This window comes from Nonomuraea sp. NPDC050478 (assembly GCF_044458265.1).
Lineage (GTDB): Bacteria > Actinomycetota > Actinomycetes > Streptosporangiales > Streptosporangiaceae > Nonomuraea > Nonomuraea ferruginea.
In genome coordinates this window covers 940,658-956,115 of the sequence record NZ_JBITHT010000003.1, presented here as the reverse complement: position 1 = coordinate 956,115, position 15,458 = coordinate 940,658, and the positions used below count along the sequence as shown (strand labels likewise).

The 15,458-nt window shown below is 71.4% G+C and carries 16 protein-coding genes; 10 read left to right on the top strand and 6 right to left on the bottom strand.

What is annotated here, in order from left to right; genetic code table 11:
* Nucleotides 1-46: 46 nt before the first annotated feature.
* From ACIBF7_RS18700 to ACIBF7_RS18690, 3 genes are all read left to right on the top strand, one after another.
* Nucleotides 47-592 (top strand): GNAT family N-acetyltransferase, encoded by a 546-nt coding sequence (locus ACIBF7_RS18700; RefSeq protein ID WP_397197672.1) that lies wholly within the window; start codon nt 47-49, stop codon nt 590-592.
* 80 nt (nt 593-672) lie between these two features.
* On the top strand, nt 673-1,569 hold the full coding sequence (locus tag ACIBF7_RS18695; RefSeq protein ID WP_397197671.1) for an alpha/beta fold hydrolase: 897 nt from the start codon (nt 673-675) through the stop codon (nt 1,567-1,569).
* Nucleotides 1,566-2,030 carry a GbsR/MarR family transcriptional regulator gene (locus ACIBF7_RS18690; protein WP_148030219.1) on the top strand — a complete coding sequence of 155 codons (465 nt, stop codon included), beginning with the start codon at nt 1,566-1,568 and terminating at the stop codon, nt 2,028-2,030. Before ACIBF7_RS18695 ends, ACIBF7_RS18690 begins: the two co-directional genes overlap by 4 nt.
* A gap of 3 nt (nt 2,031-2,033) precedes the next feature.
* On the opposite strand, the gene ACIBF7_RS18685 is transcribed toward ACIBF7_RS18690, so the two are convergent.
* Nucleotides 2,034-2,624 (bottom strand): TetR/AcrR family transcriptional regulator, encoded by a 591-nt coding sequence (locus ACIBF7_RS18685; protein WP_148030220.1) that lies wholly within the window; start codon nt 2,622-2,624, stop codon nt 2,034-2,036.
* Nucleotides 2,625-2,667: 43 nt separating this feature from the next.
* On the opposite strand from ACIBF7_RS18685, the gene ACIBF7_RS18680 reads away from it, so the two are divergent.
* The gene (locus ACIBF7_RS18680) at nt 2,668-3,858 is read left to right on the top strand and encodes a macrolide family glycosyltransferase (RefSeq protein ID WP_397197670.1); all 1,191 of its coding nucleotides are present in this window, start codon (nt 2,668-2,670) and stop codon (nt 3,856-3,858) included.
* 82 nt (nt 3,859-3,940) lie between these two features.
* Here the strand turns inward: ACIBF7_RS18680 and ACIBF7_RS18675 are convergent, their stop codons facing one another.
* On the bottom strand, nt 3,941-4,492 hold the full coding sequence (locus ACIBF7_RS18675) for a hypothetical protein (protein WP_222708869.1): 552 nt from the start codon (nt 4,490-4,492) through the stop codon (nt 3,941-3,943).
* 521 nt (nt 4,493-5,013) lie between these two features.
* Between ACIBF7_RS18675 and ACIBF7_RS18670 the strand changes: the two genes are divergently transcribed.
* From ACIBF7_RS18670 to ACIBF7_RS18660, 3 genes are all read left to right on the top strand, one after another.
* Nucleotides 5,014-6,813: a hypothetical protein gene (locus tag ACIBF7_RS18670; protein WP_397197669.1), complete on the top strand. Its 1,800-nt coding sequence runs from the start codon at nt 5,014-5,016 to the stop codon at nt 6,811-6,813.
* A gap of 223 nt (nt 6,814-7,036) precedes the next feature.
* A complete protein-coding gene (locus ACIBF7_RS18665; RefSeq protein WP_397197668.1) occupies nt 7,037-8,161 on the top strand; it encodes a sensor histidine kinase in 1,125 nt (374 codons plus the stop codon).
* 101 nt (nt 8,162-8,262) lie between these two features.
* Nucleotides 8,263-8,715 carry a VOC family protein gene (locus ACIBF7_RS18660; protein ID WP_148030223.1) on the top strand — a complete coding sequence of 151 codons (453 nt, stop codon included), beginning with the start codon at nt 8,263-8,265 and terminating at the stop codon, nt 8,713-8,715.
* 42 nt (nt 8,716-8,757) lie between these two features.
* Here the strand turns inward: ACIBF7_RS18660 and ACIBF7_RS18655 are convergent, their stop codons facing one another.
* On the bottom strand, nt 8,758-9,081 hold the full coding sequence (locus ACIBF7_RS18655; RefSeq protein ID WP_148030224.1) for a putative quinol monooxygenase: 324 nt from the start codon (nt 9,079-9,081) through the stop codon (nt 8,758-8,760).
* Between the two features lie 57 nt (nt 9,082-9,138).
* Nucleotides 9,139-9,723, bottom strand: coding sequence for a hypothetical protein (locus tag ACIBF7_RS18650; protein WP_397197667.1), 585 nt, complete (start codon nt 9,721-9,723; stop codon nt 9,139-9,141).
* A 203-nt stretch (nt 9,724-9,926) separates the two neighbouring features.
* On the opposite strand from ACIBF7_RS18650, the gene ACIBF7_RS18645 reads away from it, so the two are divergent.
* Together ACIBF7_RS18645 and ACIBF7_RS18640 are read left to right on the top strand one after the other, a co-directional pair.
* A complete protein-coding gene (locus tag ACIBF7_RS18645; RefSeq protein ID WP_148030226.1) occupies nt 9,927-10,502 on the top strand; it encodes an HD family hydrolase in 576 nt (191 codons plus the stop codon).
* A gap of 282 nt (nt 10,503-10,784) precedes the next feature.
* Nucleotides 10,785-12,878 carry a GTP-binding protein gene (locus ACIBF7_RS18640; protein ID WP_397197666.1) on the top strand — a complete coding sequence of 698 codons (2,094 nt, stop codon included), beginning with the start codon at nt 10,785-10,787 and terminating at the stop codon, nt 12,876-12,878.
* Here ACIBF7_RS18640 and ACIBF7_RS18635 read toward each other — a convergent pair.
* Entirely contained in the window at nt 12,875-14,023 is a 1,149-nt protein-coding gene (locus ACIBF7_RS18635; protein ID WP_148030227.1) for a DUF418 domain-containing protein, read from the bottom strand. The two genes, ACIBF7_RS18640 and ACIBF7_RS18635, sit on opposite strands and share 4 nt — an antisense overlap.
* 235 nt (nt 14,024-14,258) lie before the next feature.
* On the opposite strand from ACIBF7_RS18635, the gene ACIBF7_RS18630 reads away from it, so the two are divergent.
* A complete protein-coding gene (locus tag ACIBF7_RS18630) occupies nt 14,259-14,732 on the top strand; it encodes a GNAT family N-acetyltransferase (protein WP_271277868.1) in 474 nt (157 codons plus the stop codon).
* Here the strand turns inward: ACIBF7_RS18630 and ACIBF7_RS18625 are convergent, their stop codons facing one another.
* Complete coding sequence (locus ACIBF7_RS18625; RefSeq protein ID WP_271277869.1) at nt 14,733-15,380, bottom strand: TetR/AcrR family transcriptional regulator; 648 nt, start codon at nt 15,378-15,380, stop codon at nt 14,733-14,735.
* Between the last annotated feature and the right edge of the window lie 78 nt (nt 15,381-15,458).

Here is a 15,458-nt window from a genome sequence, read left to right as displayed (position 1 = left end):
GGGCGCGACGGTAGATTGGCGCCAGGAGAACCGGTACGGAGGATCGATGTCGCAGGTCGAGGTCCGGTTGCTGCCCGCTGCCGCCGGTGGCGACGCGGCGCTCGTCGGTGAGCTGACCGAGCTGGTCAACCGCGTCTACACCGCTTCGGAAGAGGGATTGTGGGCCCGCGAGGTCTCCCGTACGAGCACGGAGGAGATGGCGGAGCTGATCCGCGCCGGGGAGATCGCGGTGGCGTGGCTGGACGGCCGGGTCGTCGGTGGCGTCCGGGTGCGGCGGCTGGAGGGCGGGGAGGCCGAGTTCGGGATGCTGGCCACCGATCCCGCTTACCGGGGCGCCGGCATCGGGTCGCGGCTGGTGGGGTTCGCCGAGCGGCTGGGCCGTGAGCGGGGCGCGGAGGTCATGCAGCTGGAGCTGCTGGCGCCACGGGAGTGGACGCATCCCTTCAAGGAGTACCTGAACGAGTGGTACACCCGGATCGGCTACCGGGTCGTGCGCGTCGGCTCCCTGGAGGAGAGCCACCCCGACCTCGCGCCGCATCTGGCCGGTTCCTGTGACTTCCGCATCTACCACAAGGATCTCCGCCCGTCCTGACGGCGGTGGTCGCACCGCGATGCCGGCCCTGATGATGCCAGTCATTGCAGTCATTACTGCAGTGACTGTACGGTGGAGGCATGGTTGGTGAGAGCGTCCACATCCCTCAGCCCGAAGGCAGCCTGCGCGTCATCGTGCGCGGCGACACCGGTCCTCCCGTGCTCCTGCTCAGCGGCGCCGGCAACGACAACGCGCTGCTGAGCTGGCGGCACGCGATCCCGGCTCTCGCCGCGGAGCACCGGGTCCTCGCCCTCGACTGGCCCAAGCAGGGCGAAAGCAAGCCGTGGCAGGGCTTCGCGGGCCACGACCGGATGATCGAGTGCGTCACCGCCGTGCTCGACCACTTCGGCCTGCGGCAGGCGGCGCTCGTCGGCCTGTCCCAGGGCGGCGCCATCGCGCTGGCGTACACGATCAGGCATCCGGAGCGGGTGTCGCGGCTCGTCGCGCTCGCGCCCGCGGGCGTGATCTCGTTCCCGCCCGTCGTCCACCAGATGCTCTGGCTCACCGCCAAGTCGCGCCTGCTCAACCGGACCATCCCGTCGCTCGTCTTCCGGAGCCGGGCCGCCTGCGCGTGGTTCGCCAGGCGAGCCCTGTTCGCCGGGCCGGTCGCCGACTTCGAGGAGATCGTCGACGAGTACCACGCCGACGTCCTCGCCAACGGGGCCGGCTCCTCCGACTGGCAGAACGACTCGATCGGGTTCCGCCGGATGCGCGTCGACCTCCGCCCCGAGCTGCCCACGATCAGCTGCCCCACGCTGTTCATCCAGGGCAGCCACGACGCGGGCGTGCGGCCCCGGCACACCCGGGCCGCGGCCGGGCTCGTGCCCGGGGCGAGGTTCGAGCTCATCGAGGGCGCGGGCCACTGGTCCAACCGGCAGGAGCCCGAGCGGGTCAACGCCCTCATCACCGGCTTCCTGCGCGAATCACCGGCCGATGGGCGCGGGGACCCCGGCGAGAACACGACAATGAGATCATGACCGAGCCAACGGACGCCGAGCTCGACTTCGTCGACGACGTCGCGGCCTTCTTCGCCGCCGAGGGCCTGCCGCACATCGCCGGGCGGGTCATCGGGTGGCTGCTCATCTGCGACCCGCCGGAGCAGAGCGCCGCCCAGCTCGCGCAGGCGCTGCAGGTCAGCCGGAGCTCCATCAGCTCCACGACCCGCCTGCTCACGCCGAGCGGCCTGGTCGAGGGGGTGCGCAGGCGCGGCGACCGGCAGGAGTACTTCCGCATCGCCGCCGACGGCTGGAGCCGGATGCTCGCCAACCGCTACGCCAAGACCACGGCCTTCCGCCAGGTGACCGAACGCGGCCTCACCGTCCTGTCCGGCGCCGCGCCCGGACGCCGCGAGCGGCTGGCGAACGTCGCCGAGCTGTACCGCTTCCTGGAGAGCGAGCTCCCCGCCCTCTGGGACCGCTGGGAGCGGCGCCGGTCCTGACGGTCAGGGCAGGAGGCGGCCTACGTGGTAGCGGACGGCGGCCAGGGCCGCGTCCGGGTCCCGGAGGCCGAGCATGATCTCCGCCGTGAGGCCCTCGACCAGCGCCAGGAACACCACCGACTCGTGCCCGGGATCGAGGTCGCCCGCCGCCTGGCCGGTCCGCTGCGCCTCGCTGATCAGATCCGCCACCCGGTCGTGCAGCCAGGCCTGACCTTCCCGCAGCGCCTCGGCCAGCTCGGGCACGGCTCCGGCGCGGGCCCCGAACGCCTGCCCGGTTCGCCGCTCGGCCCTGCGGCGGTCGTCCAGCGGCAGCATCTCCGTCGCCATCGACACCAGGAAGCCCCGCACGTCCACGGACGCGAAGTCGACCCCGGCCGTGATCCGCGCCGTGACCTGCTCGCCCAGGTAGGCGACCACGTACCGGAGCATCTCGTCCTTGGTGCGCATGTAGTACTGCACCGCGCCGAGTGACATGCCCGCCTCCGCCGCCACGTCCCGCAGCGTGGCGGCGTCGAGACCGTCACGGCCCGCGATGCGCAGCACGGCCTCGGCGATGTGCCGGCGGCGCTCGTCGTGGTCGACCTTCTTCGGCACGGGCCCTCCCTTATTCCATACCCGTGTATTAACATACAGCAGTATGGGAACGTTGGCATTCTTCGCCCCGGCCGCCGCCGGCCACGTCAACCCCACTCTCGGCCTGGCCGCCGAGCTGGTGCGGCGGGGCCACCGCGTCACGTACGCCACCACGGAGGAGTACGCGCCCCGGGTCGCCGAGACCGGCGCCGAGGTCGTCCCGTTCACCTCGTCCTGGGAAGCGCTCAAGGGCCGGCCGGCGCCGCAGATGCACGGCCGGGAGTTCATCCGCGCCACCCGCATGCTTCTCGGCGAGACCAAGGCCGTGCTCGCCCAGCTCGGCGACGGCGAGCGCCCCGACCTGGTCGTCCACGACGGCCCGATGGCCTGGTGGGGCCGTGTCCTGGCCCACCGGTGGAACGTCCCGTCCGTGGAGACCTGGCCGAACCTGGTCGGCAACGAGCACTGGTCCATGCACCTCAAGTACACGACCTTCAACCCGCTCAGCCCCGGTTTCCTGGTCCTGTTCGCGCGCCTGGCCGCCTTCCTGCGCAGGGAGGGTCTCGGCGCCGACGTCCAGGGATTCATGCAGGGCTCGCGGGCGGAGCTCCGGCTGGTCATGCTGCCGCGCGCCTTCCAGTACGCGGGCGAGACCTTCGGCCCCGGTTACCGCTTCGTCGGCCCCGCCCTGACCGGCCGCGCCTTCCAGGGTGACTGGCAGCCGCCGGACGACCTGCCCGTGGTCCTGGTCTCTCTCGGCACGGGGTACAACGACCGGCCCGATTTCTACCGTACGGTCCTGGAAGCGGCGGCCGGCCGCCCGTGGCGCGTCGTGCTCGCGACGGGCGCGGCGGACCCCGCCGGCCTGGGCCCGGTCCCGCCCAACGTCGAGGTGCACCGGCAGGTGCCGCAACTGGCGGTGCTGCGGCACGCCCGCGCCTTCGTCACCCACGCCGGGATGGGCGGCACCATGGAGGGCCTCCACCACGGCGTGCCCCTGGTGGCGGTGCCGCAGATGGCCGAGCAGCGCGCCAACGCCGACCGCATCGCCGAACTCGGCCTCGGCAAGACTCTCCCGCCCGGCCAGGTCACGGCCGGGACGCTGTGGCAGGCGGTCGAGGACGTGGCCTCGGACGCCCGCGTACGGGAGAGGCTCGACTGGATGCGCGGCGAGATCGAGGCGGCGGGCGGCGCCACCGCCGCCGCCGACGAGATCGAGAAGCTGATGCGCGCACCGGGAGACGGCGCTGGGTGAGGACGAGAGCCCGCCTCGTCCCGCACCCGCGGCTCGCGCTGGGCGTTTCTCCGCGGGCTACCGGGCCCCGGTGCCGGGGCGGCTAGCCGCGTGGCAGGGCGCGGAAGACCCGCTGCGCGTAGTAGGCGGAGCCGGCGAGCAGGAGCAGGCCGGAGAGGACCCCGCTGACGATCGGGACCCAGGCGACCGCCTCCGTCCACACCATGGCCAGGCCCGCGAGGCCGAGGACGGTGAGACCGGCGCCGGGGACGAGGATGCTGACCTCCCGCCACACCGGCCACAGGGCGACGAAGTGGATGCCGACCACGAGGGCGATCCAGGCCACGCCCGACTGCTCCGGCCAGCCGAGGGCGTCCAGCACGCGGAGGCCGCCGAACAGGGCCAGCGCTTCGAGTACGACGATCACCACGTACCTGCGGTTGAACATGCCGCCGGGCGCGCCGCCGGGTTCCGCGGCGCCGCCCCGGGTGCGGCGGCCGGCGAGGAACCACAGGACGACCACGCTCGCGAGCGCGAGCCCCGCGATGACGCGGAGCGCCGTACCGGCTGACGGGGGGAGGGGCGCGTTCGCGTTGATCGCCACGAAGACCATGCCGAACACGGCCCCGATCAACACTCCGCTCAGTCTCTGCACGGTCGTTGATCGTATCCAGATACATGCCCTCTTGAGACCATGCGACTGGATTGAGGAACGATGACCCGTTCTGTGCCCGTGGTGCCGCCCTCGGCGTCGCTCCTGGGAGGTCTGGCGGCGCCGGTCGGGAGACGGTTCGACTGCTCTCCAGAATCGGCGCAAATATGGACAAATGGGCGGCGTGGTAAATCGGTCTAAATGGGGATTTTTGTAGTTCGGCACGGGCTGGCCTGATTATCTTACATGGTAGTACTTTGCTGGTAGCTGGCAATATCGGCGGGTTCGGCCAGAGGGCCACGGGTATTTCCGTACAAGTCGTGCAGAGGCGAAGCGCCAAGAAAGTAATAGCAGAGCCCTAGACGTATACGGAAAGAAAAATGACCAGACCAAACACGCAAAAGACAAATCGCCGGAACGGCCTGCTGTGGGTAGCCGCGGCCACGGTCGCTCTCGCGGCTCCCCTGGCTTCGACGGGACCCGCGTACGCAGGCACGGCCGACTGGCCGGGCCCCAACAGCACCATGTCCGACCAGCGCAACGACCAGTGGCACGAGGACGACTCGGCCGAGGAGGCCTGGGAATCCCGCGACCACGAGGACGCCGGGCACCGCGAGGACTCCCCGAACTACGAGGACACCCGGCACCGCGAGGAAGCCCACGAGTCGGCGCACCACCCGCATTCCTGGAACCAAGAGGACGAGCCTGGCTACGAGGAGGCCGAATACCGCGAGGACGAGCCTGGCTACGAGGAAGCGGAATACCGCGAGGACGAGCCTGGCTACGAGGAAGCGGAATACCGCGAGGACGAGCCGGCCCACCACGAATCCTGGGGCCACGAGGACGCGCCGGAGTACGAGGACGCCTGGGGCCGTGAGGACGGGCCGGAGTACGAGGAAGCCTCGTACCGTGAGGACGGGCCGGCCGACCACGAGTCGCGGAACCGCGAGGACGGGCCGGAGTACAGGGACGCCTGGAGCCGTGAGGACGGGCCGGAGCGCGAGATCTCCTGGAACCGTGAGGACGGGCCGGAGTACAGGGACGCCTGGAGCCGTGAGGACGGGCCGGAGCACGAGATCTCCTGGAACCGTGAGGACGGGCCGGAGTACAGGGACGCCTGGAGCCGCGAGGACGGGCCGGAGCACGAGATCTCCTGGAACCGTGAGGACGAGCCCGAGTACGAGGACGCCTGGAGCCGCGACGACGAGCCGAACTACGAGGAAGCCGCGAACCGCGAGGACGAGCCCGAGTACGACGAGTCGTGGGGCCGTGAGGACGAGCCTGAGTACGACGACTCGTGGGGCCGTGAGGACGAGCCGGAGTACGAGGACGCCTGGAGCCGCGAGGACGGGCCGGACCACGAGGACTCCTGGGACCGTCAGGGACCCGCGGACCGCGAGCCGATGATCGCCGAGGTCGCTGACCCGCAGGACCAGCCGGAGCCCAGCGACGCCGAGCCGGTGGGGACCCAGGCCGAGAACGAGGCCGAGAGGGCCGCCCGGCCCGAGGACCGGAGCGCCAACAACGCGCAGGCCACCAACAACTACGTGTCGGTGATCCTCCCCAGCTACGGTGCGCTCTTCACCCCATGGCTGGCCACCGTGGACCAGTTGAACGCGGACAGCCAGAACGCCTTCGGCCAGAACGCGTTCGGCCAGACCATGGAGGGCCTGTACGCCGAGGGCCCTGACGCTGAGGGTCCTGACGCTGAGGGTCAGGACGTCGAGGCTCAGGATGTGGAGGGTCAGGACGCTGAGGACCTGAACGTCGAGGGCCAGGACGCTGAGGCTCAGGACGTGGAAGGTCAGGACGCTGAGGACCTGAACGTCGAGGGTCAGGACGCTGAGGGTCAGGACGTGGAGGGTCCTGACGCTGAGGGTCAGGACGTCGAGGGTCAGGACGTGGAGGGTCAGGACGCTGAGGGTCAGGACGTCGAGGGTCAGGACGCTGAGGGTCAGGACGCTGAGGGTCAGGACGCTGAGGGTCAGGACGCTGAGGGTCAGGACGTCGAGGGCCAGGACGCTGAGGGTCAGGACGTCGAGGGCCAGGACGCCGAGGCTCAGGACGTCGAAGGTCAGGACGCCGAGGCCCAGGACGTCGAGGCTCAGGACGTCGAAGGTCAGGACGTGGATGGCCAGAAGCTGGACGGCCGGAGTGCCCACCAGCTGAGCGAGGACGGCCGGCTCTCGCTGGCGTCGCTCCTCGGTTTCTCGCCGGCCCAGCAGTTCTTCCTGCCGTACAGGAACATGCAGCAGACGGCGTGCGCGGTCGCGGGCGGCAACTCCCTGCCGGCCAGCTGCCCGTCCCTCGTCCACAGCGCGTAGCGGATCATCGCTGACGGAGCACCAACTCTCCAGCCCGGGCGGGCGCCGCGTTCAGCGCGGCGTCCGCCCGCAGGCGTTCCGGGCCGCGCCAGGACGAGGCAGGCGCCCGTGACGGACAGGTGTTCGGGTTGTCCCAGATACGGGGAACCGCACGGACCGGAAACCGGACGACCGTTGCCCACCCGGCACGTGATCCGGTCCGGTCACAGGTCATACTTCCGGCATGGCGCCGCGTATCCCCTCCCCGGTCGACTGGCTCGTGGCGGGCGTCGTCGGGCTGTTCGCGGTAGCCGAAGAGATCGGCGAGCGCACCGCCGCCCCCGACCGGCAGGAGGCGGCGTGGTGGATCGCCGCCGGGGTCGCCGCGGCGGTGCTCGTGCTGTTCCGCAGGCGGGCGCCGTTCGGGGTGCTGTCCGCGTACACGATCGCGAACGTCGCCGGGTTCCTGCTGGTCGCCGACGTGGCGGCGGCGTGGCAGTACTACACGCAGCTGCTCCTGCTGTTCACGCTGCTGAGCGAGGTGCGCCCGCGTGACCGGCGGGCGGTGACGGGGCTGGCGATGACCGGCGTCTTCGTGGCGGCGATGCTGGCCGCGTCCTCGAACGCGCCCGGGTGGGGCGACGTCGCGGTGGCCGTGGTCATGACCACCGTCGCGGCCGGCGCGGGCATCGCGGTGCGCCGCTACCGGGCGCTGGCCGTGCGGGCGGCGGAGCGCGGCGAGCTGCTCGCCCGCGAGGCCGTCTCCGCCGAGCGCGCCCGCATCGCCCGCGAGCTGCACGACATCGTGGTCCACAGCGTGAGCGTGATGACCATGCGCACCGGCGGGGTCCGGCTGATGCTGGGGCAGGAGCGGGCGCCCGAGCGGGAGATCCTGGCCACCGTCGAGGCGACCGGCCGGGAGGCGGTGGAGGAGCTGCGGCTCATGCTCAACCTGCTGCGCGGGCCCGAGAGCGACGGGACCGTGCCGATCGCGGGGCTCGACCGGCTGGACGAACTGGTGGACCAGGTACGCGCCGCCGGCCTGACGGTGAAGACGGAGATCTACGGCGAACCGGTGCCGCTGCCGCCCGCGCTGGACCTGTCGGCCTACCGGATCCTGCAGGAGGCGCTGACGAACACGCTCAAGCACGCCGGGCCGGCCGACGTGACGGTGACGGTCGGTTACCGGCCGCGCGAGCTCACGCTGGAGGTGGTGGACAGGGGGCCGTCCGGCCCGCCGCCCCGGCCGGGCGAGAGCGGCTACGGGCTGGTCGGGATGCGCGAGCGGGTGGCGATGTTCGGCGGGACGCTCGCCGCGGGGCCGGTCCCGGAGGGCGGGTTCCGGGTGCGGGCGGTGCTGCCGGTGTGAGCGTCCCGGGCCGGAAAAACTTCTGGCGGCCGTGTCGATCCGGCGCGGAGGCGTTCGACGCGTCGGTGAGACGACGAACGGCACCCTGAAAGGACGCTGTCATGCAGAAGATCACCACCTACCTCTGGTTCGACCACCAGGCCGAGGAGGCCGCCACCTTCTACACCTCGCTCTTCGCCGGCTCCCGGGTGGTGGGGATCCAGCCGGGGCCGGACGGCGGGGCGATGATGGTCACGTTCGAGCTGGCGGGGCAGCGCTACCTGGCGCTCAACGGCGGCCCGGCCCACACCTTCAACGAGGCGATCTCGCTGCTCGTCGACTGCGAGTCGCAGGAGGAGGTCGACGAGCTGTGGGGCAGGCTCACCGAGGGCGGCGAGGAAGGTCGGTGCGGGTGGCTGAAGGACCGCTACGGCCTGTCCTGGCAGATCATCCCCAGGGAGCTGCCCGAGCTGCTGAGCCACCCCGACCCCGAGGTCGCGGGGAAGGTGGCGCAGGCGATGATGGGCATGAGCAAGATCGACGTGCGGGCGCTGCGCGACGCGGCCAAGTCCTGACCCTCGCGGGGCCGGCGGGCGAGCCGCCGGCCCCGCGCCGGGTCAGTCGACCGCCATCTCGCCCAGCAGCGACCAGTCGTCCTGCGGGATCGTGGTGTTGACGATCCGCGGCGTCTCGGCCAGGTGCGGCGGCAGGTCCTGCTGGGCCTTCCTGAAATGGTCCGACTGGACGTGCGCGGCGCCCGCGTCGGCGTCCTTGAACGCCTCCACCAGCACGTACTCGTTCGGGTCGTCCAGGCTGCGCGACCAGTCGAACCACAGGCAGCCGGGCTCGGCGCGGGTGGCCCGGGTGAACTCGGCGGTGACCTCGGCGAACCGGTCGGCGGACTCGGGCCGGACGCGGAACTTCGCGGTGATGAAGATCATTTGGTCTCTCTCGTTACGGTACGGGGTCCTCACCGATGGTAGGGCGGGCGAGCCTGATCAGCCCGGCTCGCGGGTGGCGTGCTCCGGCGGGACGGTCGGCTTCGGCGTCGGGCCGGACCGCTTGGGCGTCGGGGTCGACGTGGGCGTCGGCGTGCCGGCCGGCGACGACGGCAGGCCGGAGAACCTGCCCTGCCGCGCCATCACGGGCACCGCCATCCGCACCGCGCCCGCGTCGCGGAACGTGAACGTCATCGGCACGTAGTTGCCGAGGATGCCGCTGGCCATGCCGATGGGCTGGTCGGGCCGGGTGGCGGCCTCGTAGGGGCGCAGTTCGACCGGCCCCACCAGCCGGACGGTCCCGCCGCCCTCCACGGTGACCCGCTCCAGCAGGTCGGGCCGGTCGCGGTTGCTGATCAGCACCGCGTACAGGGCCTGCTGGCCCGCGGGTGACGCGGCGGGTGACGCGGTGGACATCTCGCCGAGCAGGAACGCGTCGCGTACGTGCACCCCCTGCACGTCGCCGTTCGCCCCGTCGTTCTGCGGGCGGTTCAGGCGGGCGGGGTCGTTCGGGTCGACCGAGCTGGAACAGCCGGTCGACGCCAGGACCAGTGCGGCGGCGCAGGCGAGCAGCCGCGCTGACATGCCAGTGGACATGATTGGCCGCTACCCGGGCCCTCCTCGGTGAACCGCGCCCCGGCACGATCATGACGGAAACCGGGGACAACCGGGAGCCGCCGCCTACCGCGCCGCCGCCGCCCCGCCGCGAGGTTTCGCGTCACGCCGGGACGGGCACGCGTCGTCTACGCTCGGCTCACGAGCCGGACCGAGGTTGAGGGGGAATCTCCGTGACTGGCGAACTCGCGGGAGTGGCGGGGCTGCTGTACGAGTTCGGGCTGCTCAAACGCTACAAACGCACCGGCTGGCTGGTGGCCGGGGTGCGCGATCCGGAGAGCATCGCCGACCACTCCTTCCGCACCGCCGTCATCGCCGGGATGATCGCCAAGCTGGAGGGCGGCAACCCGGAACGGGCCGCGTTCATGAGTCTCTTCCATGACACGCAGGAGACCCGCATCACCGACATCCCGTACATCGGCAAGCGCTACCTCAAGCCCGCCTCCAACGAGGAGGTCACGGCCGACCAGACGCGCGGCCTGCCCGGCGAGGTGGCGGAGATGGTGAGCGGCGCGGTCCGGGAGTACGAGGAGAAGGACAGCCTGGAGGCGGTGTGCGCGCGTGACGCCGACAAGCTGGAGTGCCTTATCCAGGCGGTCGAGTACCGCGAGCAGGGCAACCAGAACGTGCAGCCGTGGATCGACAGCTCGCTGGCCGCGCTCAGGACCGTCACCGGCAAGCGCCTGGCGGAAGAGGCGCTGCGCACCGGCACGCTGAAGTGGATCACGCCGGTGCTCAACGGCGACTGATCGCGACACGCGAAAGGCCCCGGTCCTTGCTCACTGACCGGGGCCCTGTCGCGCTTGATCTCCCAGGATCTCCATGACACTTCATATCACGAAATTTCTCCGTACGAGTCAGAATGCGGGATATGAGGTGAAACTCCCGAAATTAAATCGGTTGTGATCGCGCGCGCCGGTCTGCTGAGCTGAGCGGCGGAACGGCATCCCGCGAGCGAGGAGCAGAAATGCGAGCGACTTTCATGTCCACCCAGCTGAAGACTTCCTTCTACGCACAGGACATGACGCTCCGTGAAAACACTCAACCTCGGGATCCTCGCGCATGTCGACGCCGGTAAGACGAGCCTGACCGAGCGGCTGCTGCACGCCGCCGGGGTCATCGACGAGCTCGGCAGCGTCGACCAGGGCAGCACCCGCACCGACACCCTCGCGCTCGAACGCCGGCGCGGCATCACGATCAGATCCGCCGTCGTCTCCTTCCCCATCGGCGACGTGACGGTCAACCTCATCGACACGCCTGGCCACCCCGACTTCATCGCCGAGGTCGAGCGCGTGCTGGACGTGCTCGACGGCGCCGTTCTGGTGGTCTCCGCCGTCGAGGGCGTGCAGGCCCAGACGCGCGTGCTCATGCGTACGCTGCGGCGGCTCGGCATCCCCGCGCTGATCTTCGTCAACAAGATCGACCGGCGCGGCGCCGCGTACGGTGAGGTGCTGGACGCGGTCAGGGCCCGGCTGGCCCCGTCGGGCGTCGCCATGTCGGCCGTCACCGGCCTCGGCACCCGCGCCGCCGCCGTCACCCCCGCCGCCGACCCGCGCCTGGCCGAGCTGCTCGCCGACCACGACGAGACCCTGCTCGCCGCGTACGTGGACGACCGGCCCATCACGGACCGGCGGCTGCGCCAGGCGCTCACCCGGCAGGCGCGTGACGGTCTGGCGCATCCGGTGTTCTTCGGCTCGGCCATCACCGGGGCGGGCGTGCCCGCGCTCATGGACGGCATCCGCGACCTGCTGCCCGCCGCCGAAGGCGACGCGTCGGGGCCGCCGTCGGGCGCCGTGTTCAAGGTCGAGCGCGGGCCCGCGGGGGAGCGGCTCGCCTACGTCCGCATGTTCTCCGGCACGCTCCGGGTCCGCGACACCGTCCCCGGCCACGGCAAGGTGACGGCGATCGGGGTGTTCGACCGCGGCACCGCCGTCCGCGCGGACGCGGTCGGCGCCGGTCGGATCGGCCTGCTGTCGGGGCTCGGCGGCATCCGCGTCGGCGACTACATAGGCGACTACATCGGCGACCAGCACGCCGATCAGCACGCCGATCAGCACGCCGACCACGCCGCCGACCACGTCATCGATCACGTCATCGATCACGTCATCGATCACCACGCCGATCGTGTCGCCGATCGCGTCGGCATTCGCGTCGGACCGGCTCGCGGCCGGGTGCGCCGCCACTTCGCGCCGCCGTCGCTGGAGACCGTCGTCACGCCCGTCCGGGCCGCCGACCGGGGTGCCCTGCACGCCGCGCTCACCCAGCTCGCCGAGCAGGACCCGCTGATCGGCCTGCGGCAGGACGACGTCCGGCAGGAGACCTACGTCTCCCTGTACGGGGAGGTGCAGAAGGAGGTCATCCAGCAGACGCTGGCCGAGGAGTTCGGGCTGGAGGTGACGTTCGAGGAGACCACCACGATCTGCGTCGAACGCCCTACCGGCACCGGCGCGGCGGCGGAGTTCATCGCCCAGGGCGGCAACCCGTTCCTCGGCACGGTCGGGCTGCGCGTCGAACCCGGGCCGATCGGGTCGGGGGTGACGTTCCGGCTGGCGGTCGAGCTGGGGTCGATGCCGTACACGTTCATGCGCGCCGTCGAGGAGACGGCGCGGCAGACGCTCCAGCAGGGACTGCACGGCTGGGAGGTGATCGACTGCGCGGTCACCCTCACCCACACCGGCTACTGGGCGCGGCAGAGCCACTCCCACGGCGTCTTCGACAAGAGCATGTCCAGCACCGCCGGCGACTTCCGCAACCTGACGCCGCTGGTGCTGATGGACGCGCTGAAGCAGGCCGGCACCCGCGTGCACGAGCCGCTGCACCGCTTCCACCTGGAGATCCCCGCCGACCTGCTGGGCGGAGTGCTGCCGGTGCTGTCGCGGCTGCGCGCCGTCCCGACGGGCTCGCGGCCGCACGGCGACACGTACCGGATCGAGGGGACGGTGCCGGCGGCGCTGGTGCACGGGCTGGAGCGGGCGCTGCCGTCGCTGACCCGCGGCGAAGGCGTCCTGGAGACCGCCTTCGACCGCTACCAGCGGGTGCCGGGGCCGCCGCCGGCCCGCCGCCGCATCGGCCACGACCCGCGCAACCGGAAGGAGTACCTGCTGCACGTGGTGCGCATGGTCTAGGCGGACCCGGAGCGCGCGGGGGCCGGCGCCGACCGCCACGGCAGCTGGTACGCCCACTGCCACGCGGCCTCGATCGGCCCCCGGCTGAACCGCCGCAGCCAGAGCGTGGACAGGGCCATGAACAGCGCGCAGATGGCCAGCCACGCCACCGGCACCCACCAGGGCCGCAGCCAGTCGAGCCGGGCGGCCAGCCCGAGCCCCCAGCCGTAACAGAGGGCCGAGGCGACCACGTTCTGGAAGACGTAGCAGCTCAGCGCGGTCCTGCCCACGTTGGACAGGCCGCGGCGCAGCGGCCCCGGCGCGGCGTCCCGGCGCACCAGCGAGGTGATCAGGGCGAGCAGGCCCAGCGCCACCAGGGGCGGCAGCAGGTACCGGTCCACCAGGAACCAGCCGGGGCCGGCGAACGTGGTGACCAGGTTGAGCGGCAGCCCTGCGCCCAGGCCGATCGCCATGAGCCTGCGCCGCAGCGCCGCGCCGCGCTCGGTGCCGTCGAACACGCCCGCCCGCAGCAGCCGGGCCCCCAGCAGGAACAGCACGACGCCCAGCGGCACGATGAACACCGCCTCCGCCCGGTACACCCCGGCCAGCTCGATCCGGGACGCCACCTGGTCCAGGTAGGACCCCTCGGTGAACAGCGAACCCGGCGAGGATCCGGCCAGGGAGGCTCCGCTGTAGAGGAGCGCGGCCGTGGCCAGCCCCACGAACAGCACGAACAGCGACCCGACGGCCGCCATCCAGGCGGTCACCACCCGGTCGCTCCGCCCGATCAGGTACGCGACCACGATCGCGGTCACCCCGTACCCCATGAGCACGTCGTACTCGAAGACCAGCACGTAGTGCAGCAGCCCCTCGGCGAACAGCAGCGCCGCCCGCCACAGGTAGCGCCCCGGCCAGCGCAGCCCGCGCCGCCGGGCCGAGCGGTACTGCAGCTCCAGCCCGACGCCGAACAGCAGGGTCAGCAGCGCCAGGAACTTGCCGTTGGCGAGGAAGCGCAGGAACGACTCCAGCGCCCCCGCCTGCCCCAGCGCCCCCGCCAGATCGGCGGGCCCGCCCGGGCTGGTGAAGATCCAGATGTTCGTGCCCAGCGTGCCCGCGATCGCCGCGCCCCTGAGCACGTCCAGTGCTTCGATCCTGTTGCCTGTCACCTTTCCACGATGCCGTCGCCCAGCGGGGAGAAGGTCCTCACATGGGCTGATCTCGGATACATCGATGGATGTATCCGGGGCAGCCGTCAGGCATGAGACTCGGGAACTGGGACATCCGGCCGGCCGGCGGCGGGCTGGGCTGCCTGATCATGATCATCGTGTCGGTCGTGCTGTCGGTGCTGCTGACGCTGATCCTGAATCTGCTGCTCTAGTGGATATGTCCTAATCTGTGTGCGTGATTCGCTCTGCCACCCCTGCCGACGTGCCCGCCATCCACCAGCTGATCCGTGAGCTGGCCGCATACGAGAAGTCGCTCGACGAGGTCGAGGCCACCGAGGAGCAGCTGCGCCAGGCGCTGTTCGGCCCCGAGCCCAAGGTGTTCGCCCACATGGCCGAGAACGACGACGGCGAGGTGGTCGGCTTCGCCATGTGGTTCCTCAGCTTCTCCACCTGGACCGGCACCCACGGCCTCTACCTGGAGGACATCTTCGTGCGCCCCCAGCATCGGGGCGGCGGCCACGGCAAGGCTCTCATGACCGAGCTGGCCCGGATCTGCATCGAGCGCGGGTACGGGCGCTTCGAATGGTCCGTGCTCGACTGGAACGAACCAACGATCAACTTCTACAAGTCCATCGGAGCCATCCCCTGCGACGAGTGGATCCGCTACCGGCTCAGCGGCGACGCCCTGGAGCGGTTCGGCAAGTCGTAGCTACCGGCCCGTGGACGGCGAGGCGTACAGGCTGTCGAGGCCGAGCGGGGGCGGGGGCGGCAGCGGCCCGGCGTGGTCGGCCTGGAAGGCCTGGAGCTGGTAGGCGACGAAGCGGCGGGAGGCGGCCGCCGCGGCCCCGGACGACTCGGTGACGATGCCGTTGTTGGCCAGGAGCAGCAGCACGAGGTCGGCCAGGTCGAAGTCGGGACGCAGCCGTCCGGCGGCCTTGGCGCGACGGGTGAGCTCGGCGAAGCCCCGCTCGGCGCGGGCGCGTTTGTCCTCGTAGTCCAGGGCCTCGGGGAACGCGGTCAGGAAGGCGGCGGTGAACCCCCGGTCGGCGGCCTGCATGGCGCAGAGCGTCTCGATGACCGTGCGGAAGGCGCGCCACGGGTCGGGGTCCTCCAGGGCGTCGTCGACGGTCGAGGCGCAGGCGGAGAGCTGGTCGGCGAACACCTCCGCGACCAGCGACTCGCGGGTGGGGAAGCGCCGGTAGAGGGTCGCGACGCCGACCCCTGCGCGGCGCGCGATCGCCGCCGTCGGCACGTCGAGCCCGCGGGCGGCGAACGCCTCGCGGGCCGCCTGGAGGATGCGGTCGCGGTTGTGCCGCGCGTCGGCGCGCAGCGTTATCCGAGAGGAACGGGCAGGCACTCTTCTCACATTAGCGCCAAGTGGAGCACCCCCTCCGGTTGCGGCCTAGGGTCGGGCCTGACACACGAGGAGGACCAG

Excerpts from the sequence above, each read along its gene's own strand:
- ACIBF7_RS18655 (WP_148030224.1), bottom strand. The coding sequence starts at position 9,081 with ATGATCTTCATCACCGCGAAGTTCCGCGTCCGGCCCGAGTCCGCCGAC.
- ACIBF7_RS18695 (WP_397197671.1), top strand. The coding sequence starts at position 673 with ATGGTTGGTGAGAGCGTCCACATCCCTCAGCCCGAAGGCAGCCTGCGC.
- ACIBF7_RS18660 (WP_148030223.1), top strand. The coding sequence starts at position 8,263 with ATGCAGAAGATCACCACCTACCTCTGGTTCGACCACCAGGCCGAGGAG.
- ACIBF7_RS18700 (WP_397197672.1), top strand. The coding sequence starts at position 47 with ATGTCGCAGGTCGAGGTCCGGTTGCTGCCCGCTGCCGCCGGTGGCGAC.
- ACIBF7_RS18665 (WP_397197668.1), top strand. The coding sequence starts at position 7,037 with ATGGCGCCGCGTATCCCCTCCCCGGTCGACTGGCTCGTGGCGGGCGTC.
- ACIBF7_RS18680 (WP_397197670.1), top strand. The coding sequence starts at position 2,668 with ATGGGAACGTTGGCATTCTTCGCCCCGGCCGCCGCCGGCCACGTCAAC.
- ACIBF7_RS18670 (WP_397197669.1), top strand. The coding sequence starts at position 5,014 with ATGTCCGACCAGCGCAACGACCAGTGGCACGAGGACGACTCGGCCGAG.
- ACIBF7_RS18650 (WP_397197667.1), bottom strand. The coding sequence starts at position 9,723 with ATGTCAGCGCGGCTGCTCGCCTGCGCCGCCGCACTGGTCCTGGCGTCG.
- ACIBF7_RS18690 (WP_148030219.1), top strand. The coding sequence starts at position 1,566 with ATGACCGAGCCAACGGACGCCGAGCTCGACTTCGTCGACGACGTCGCG.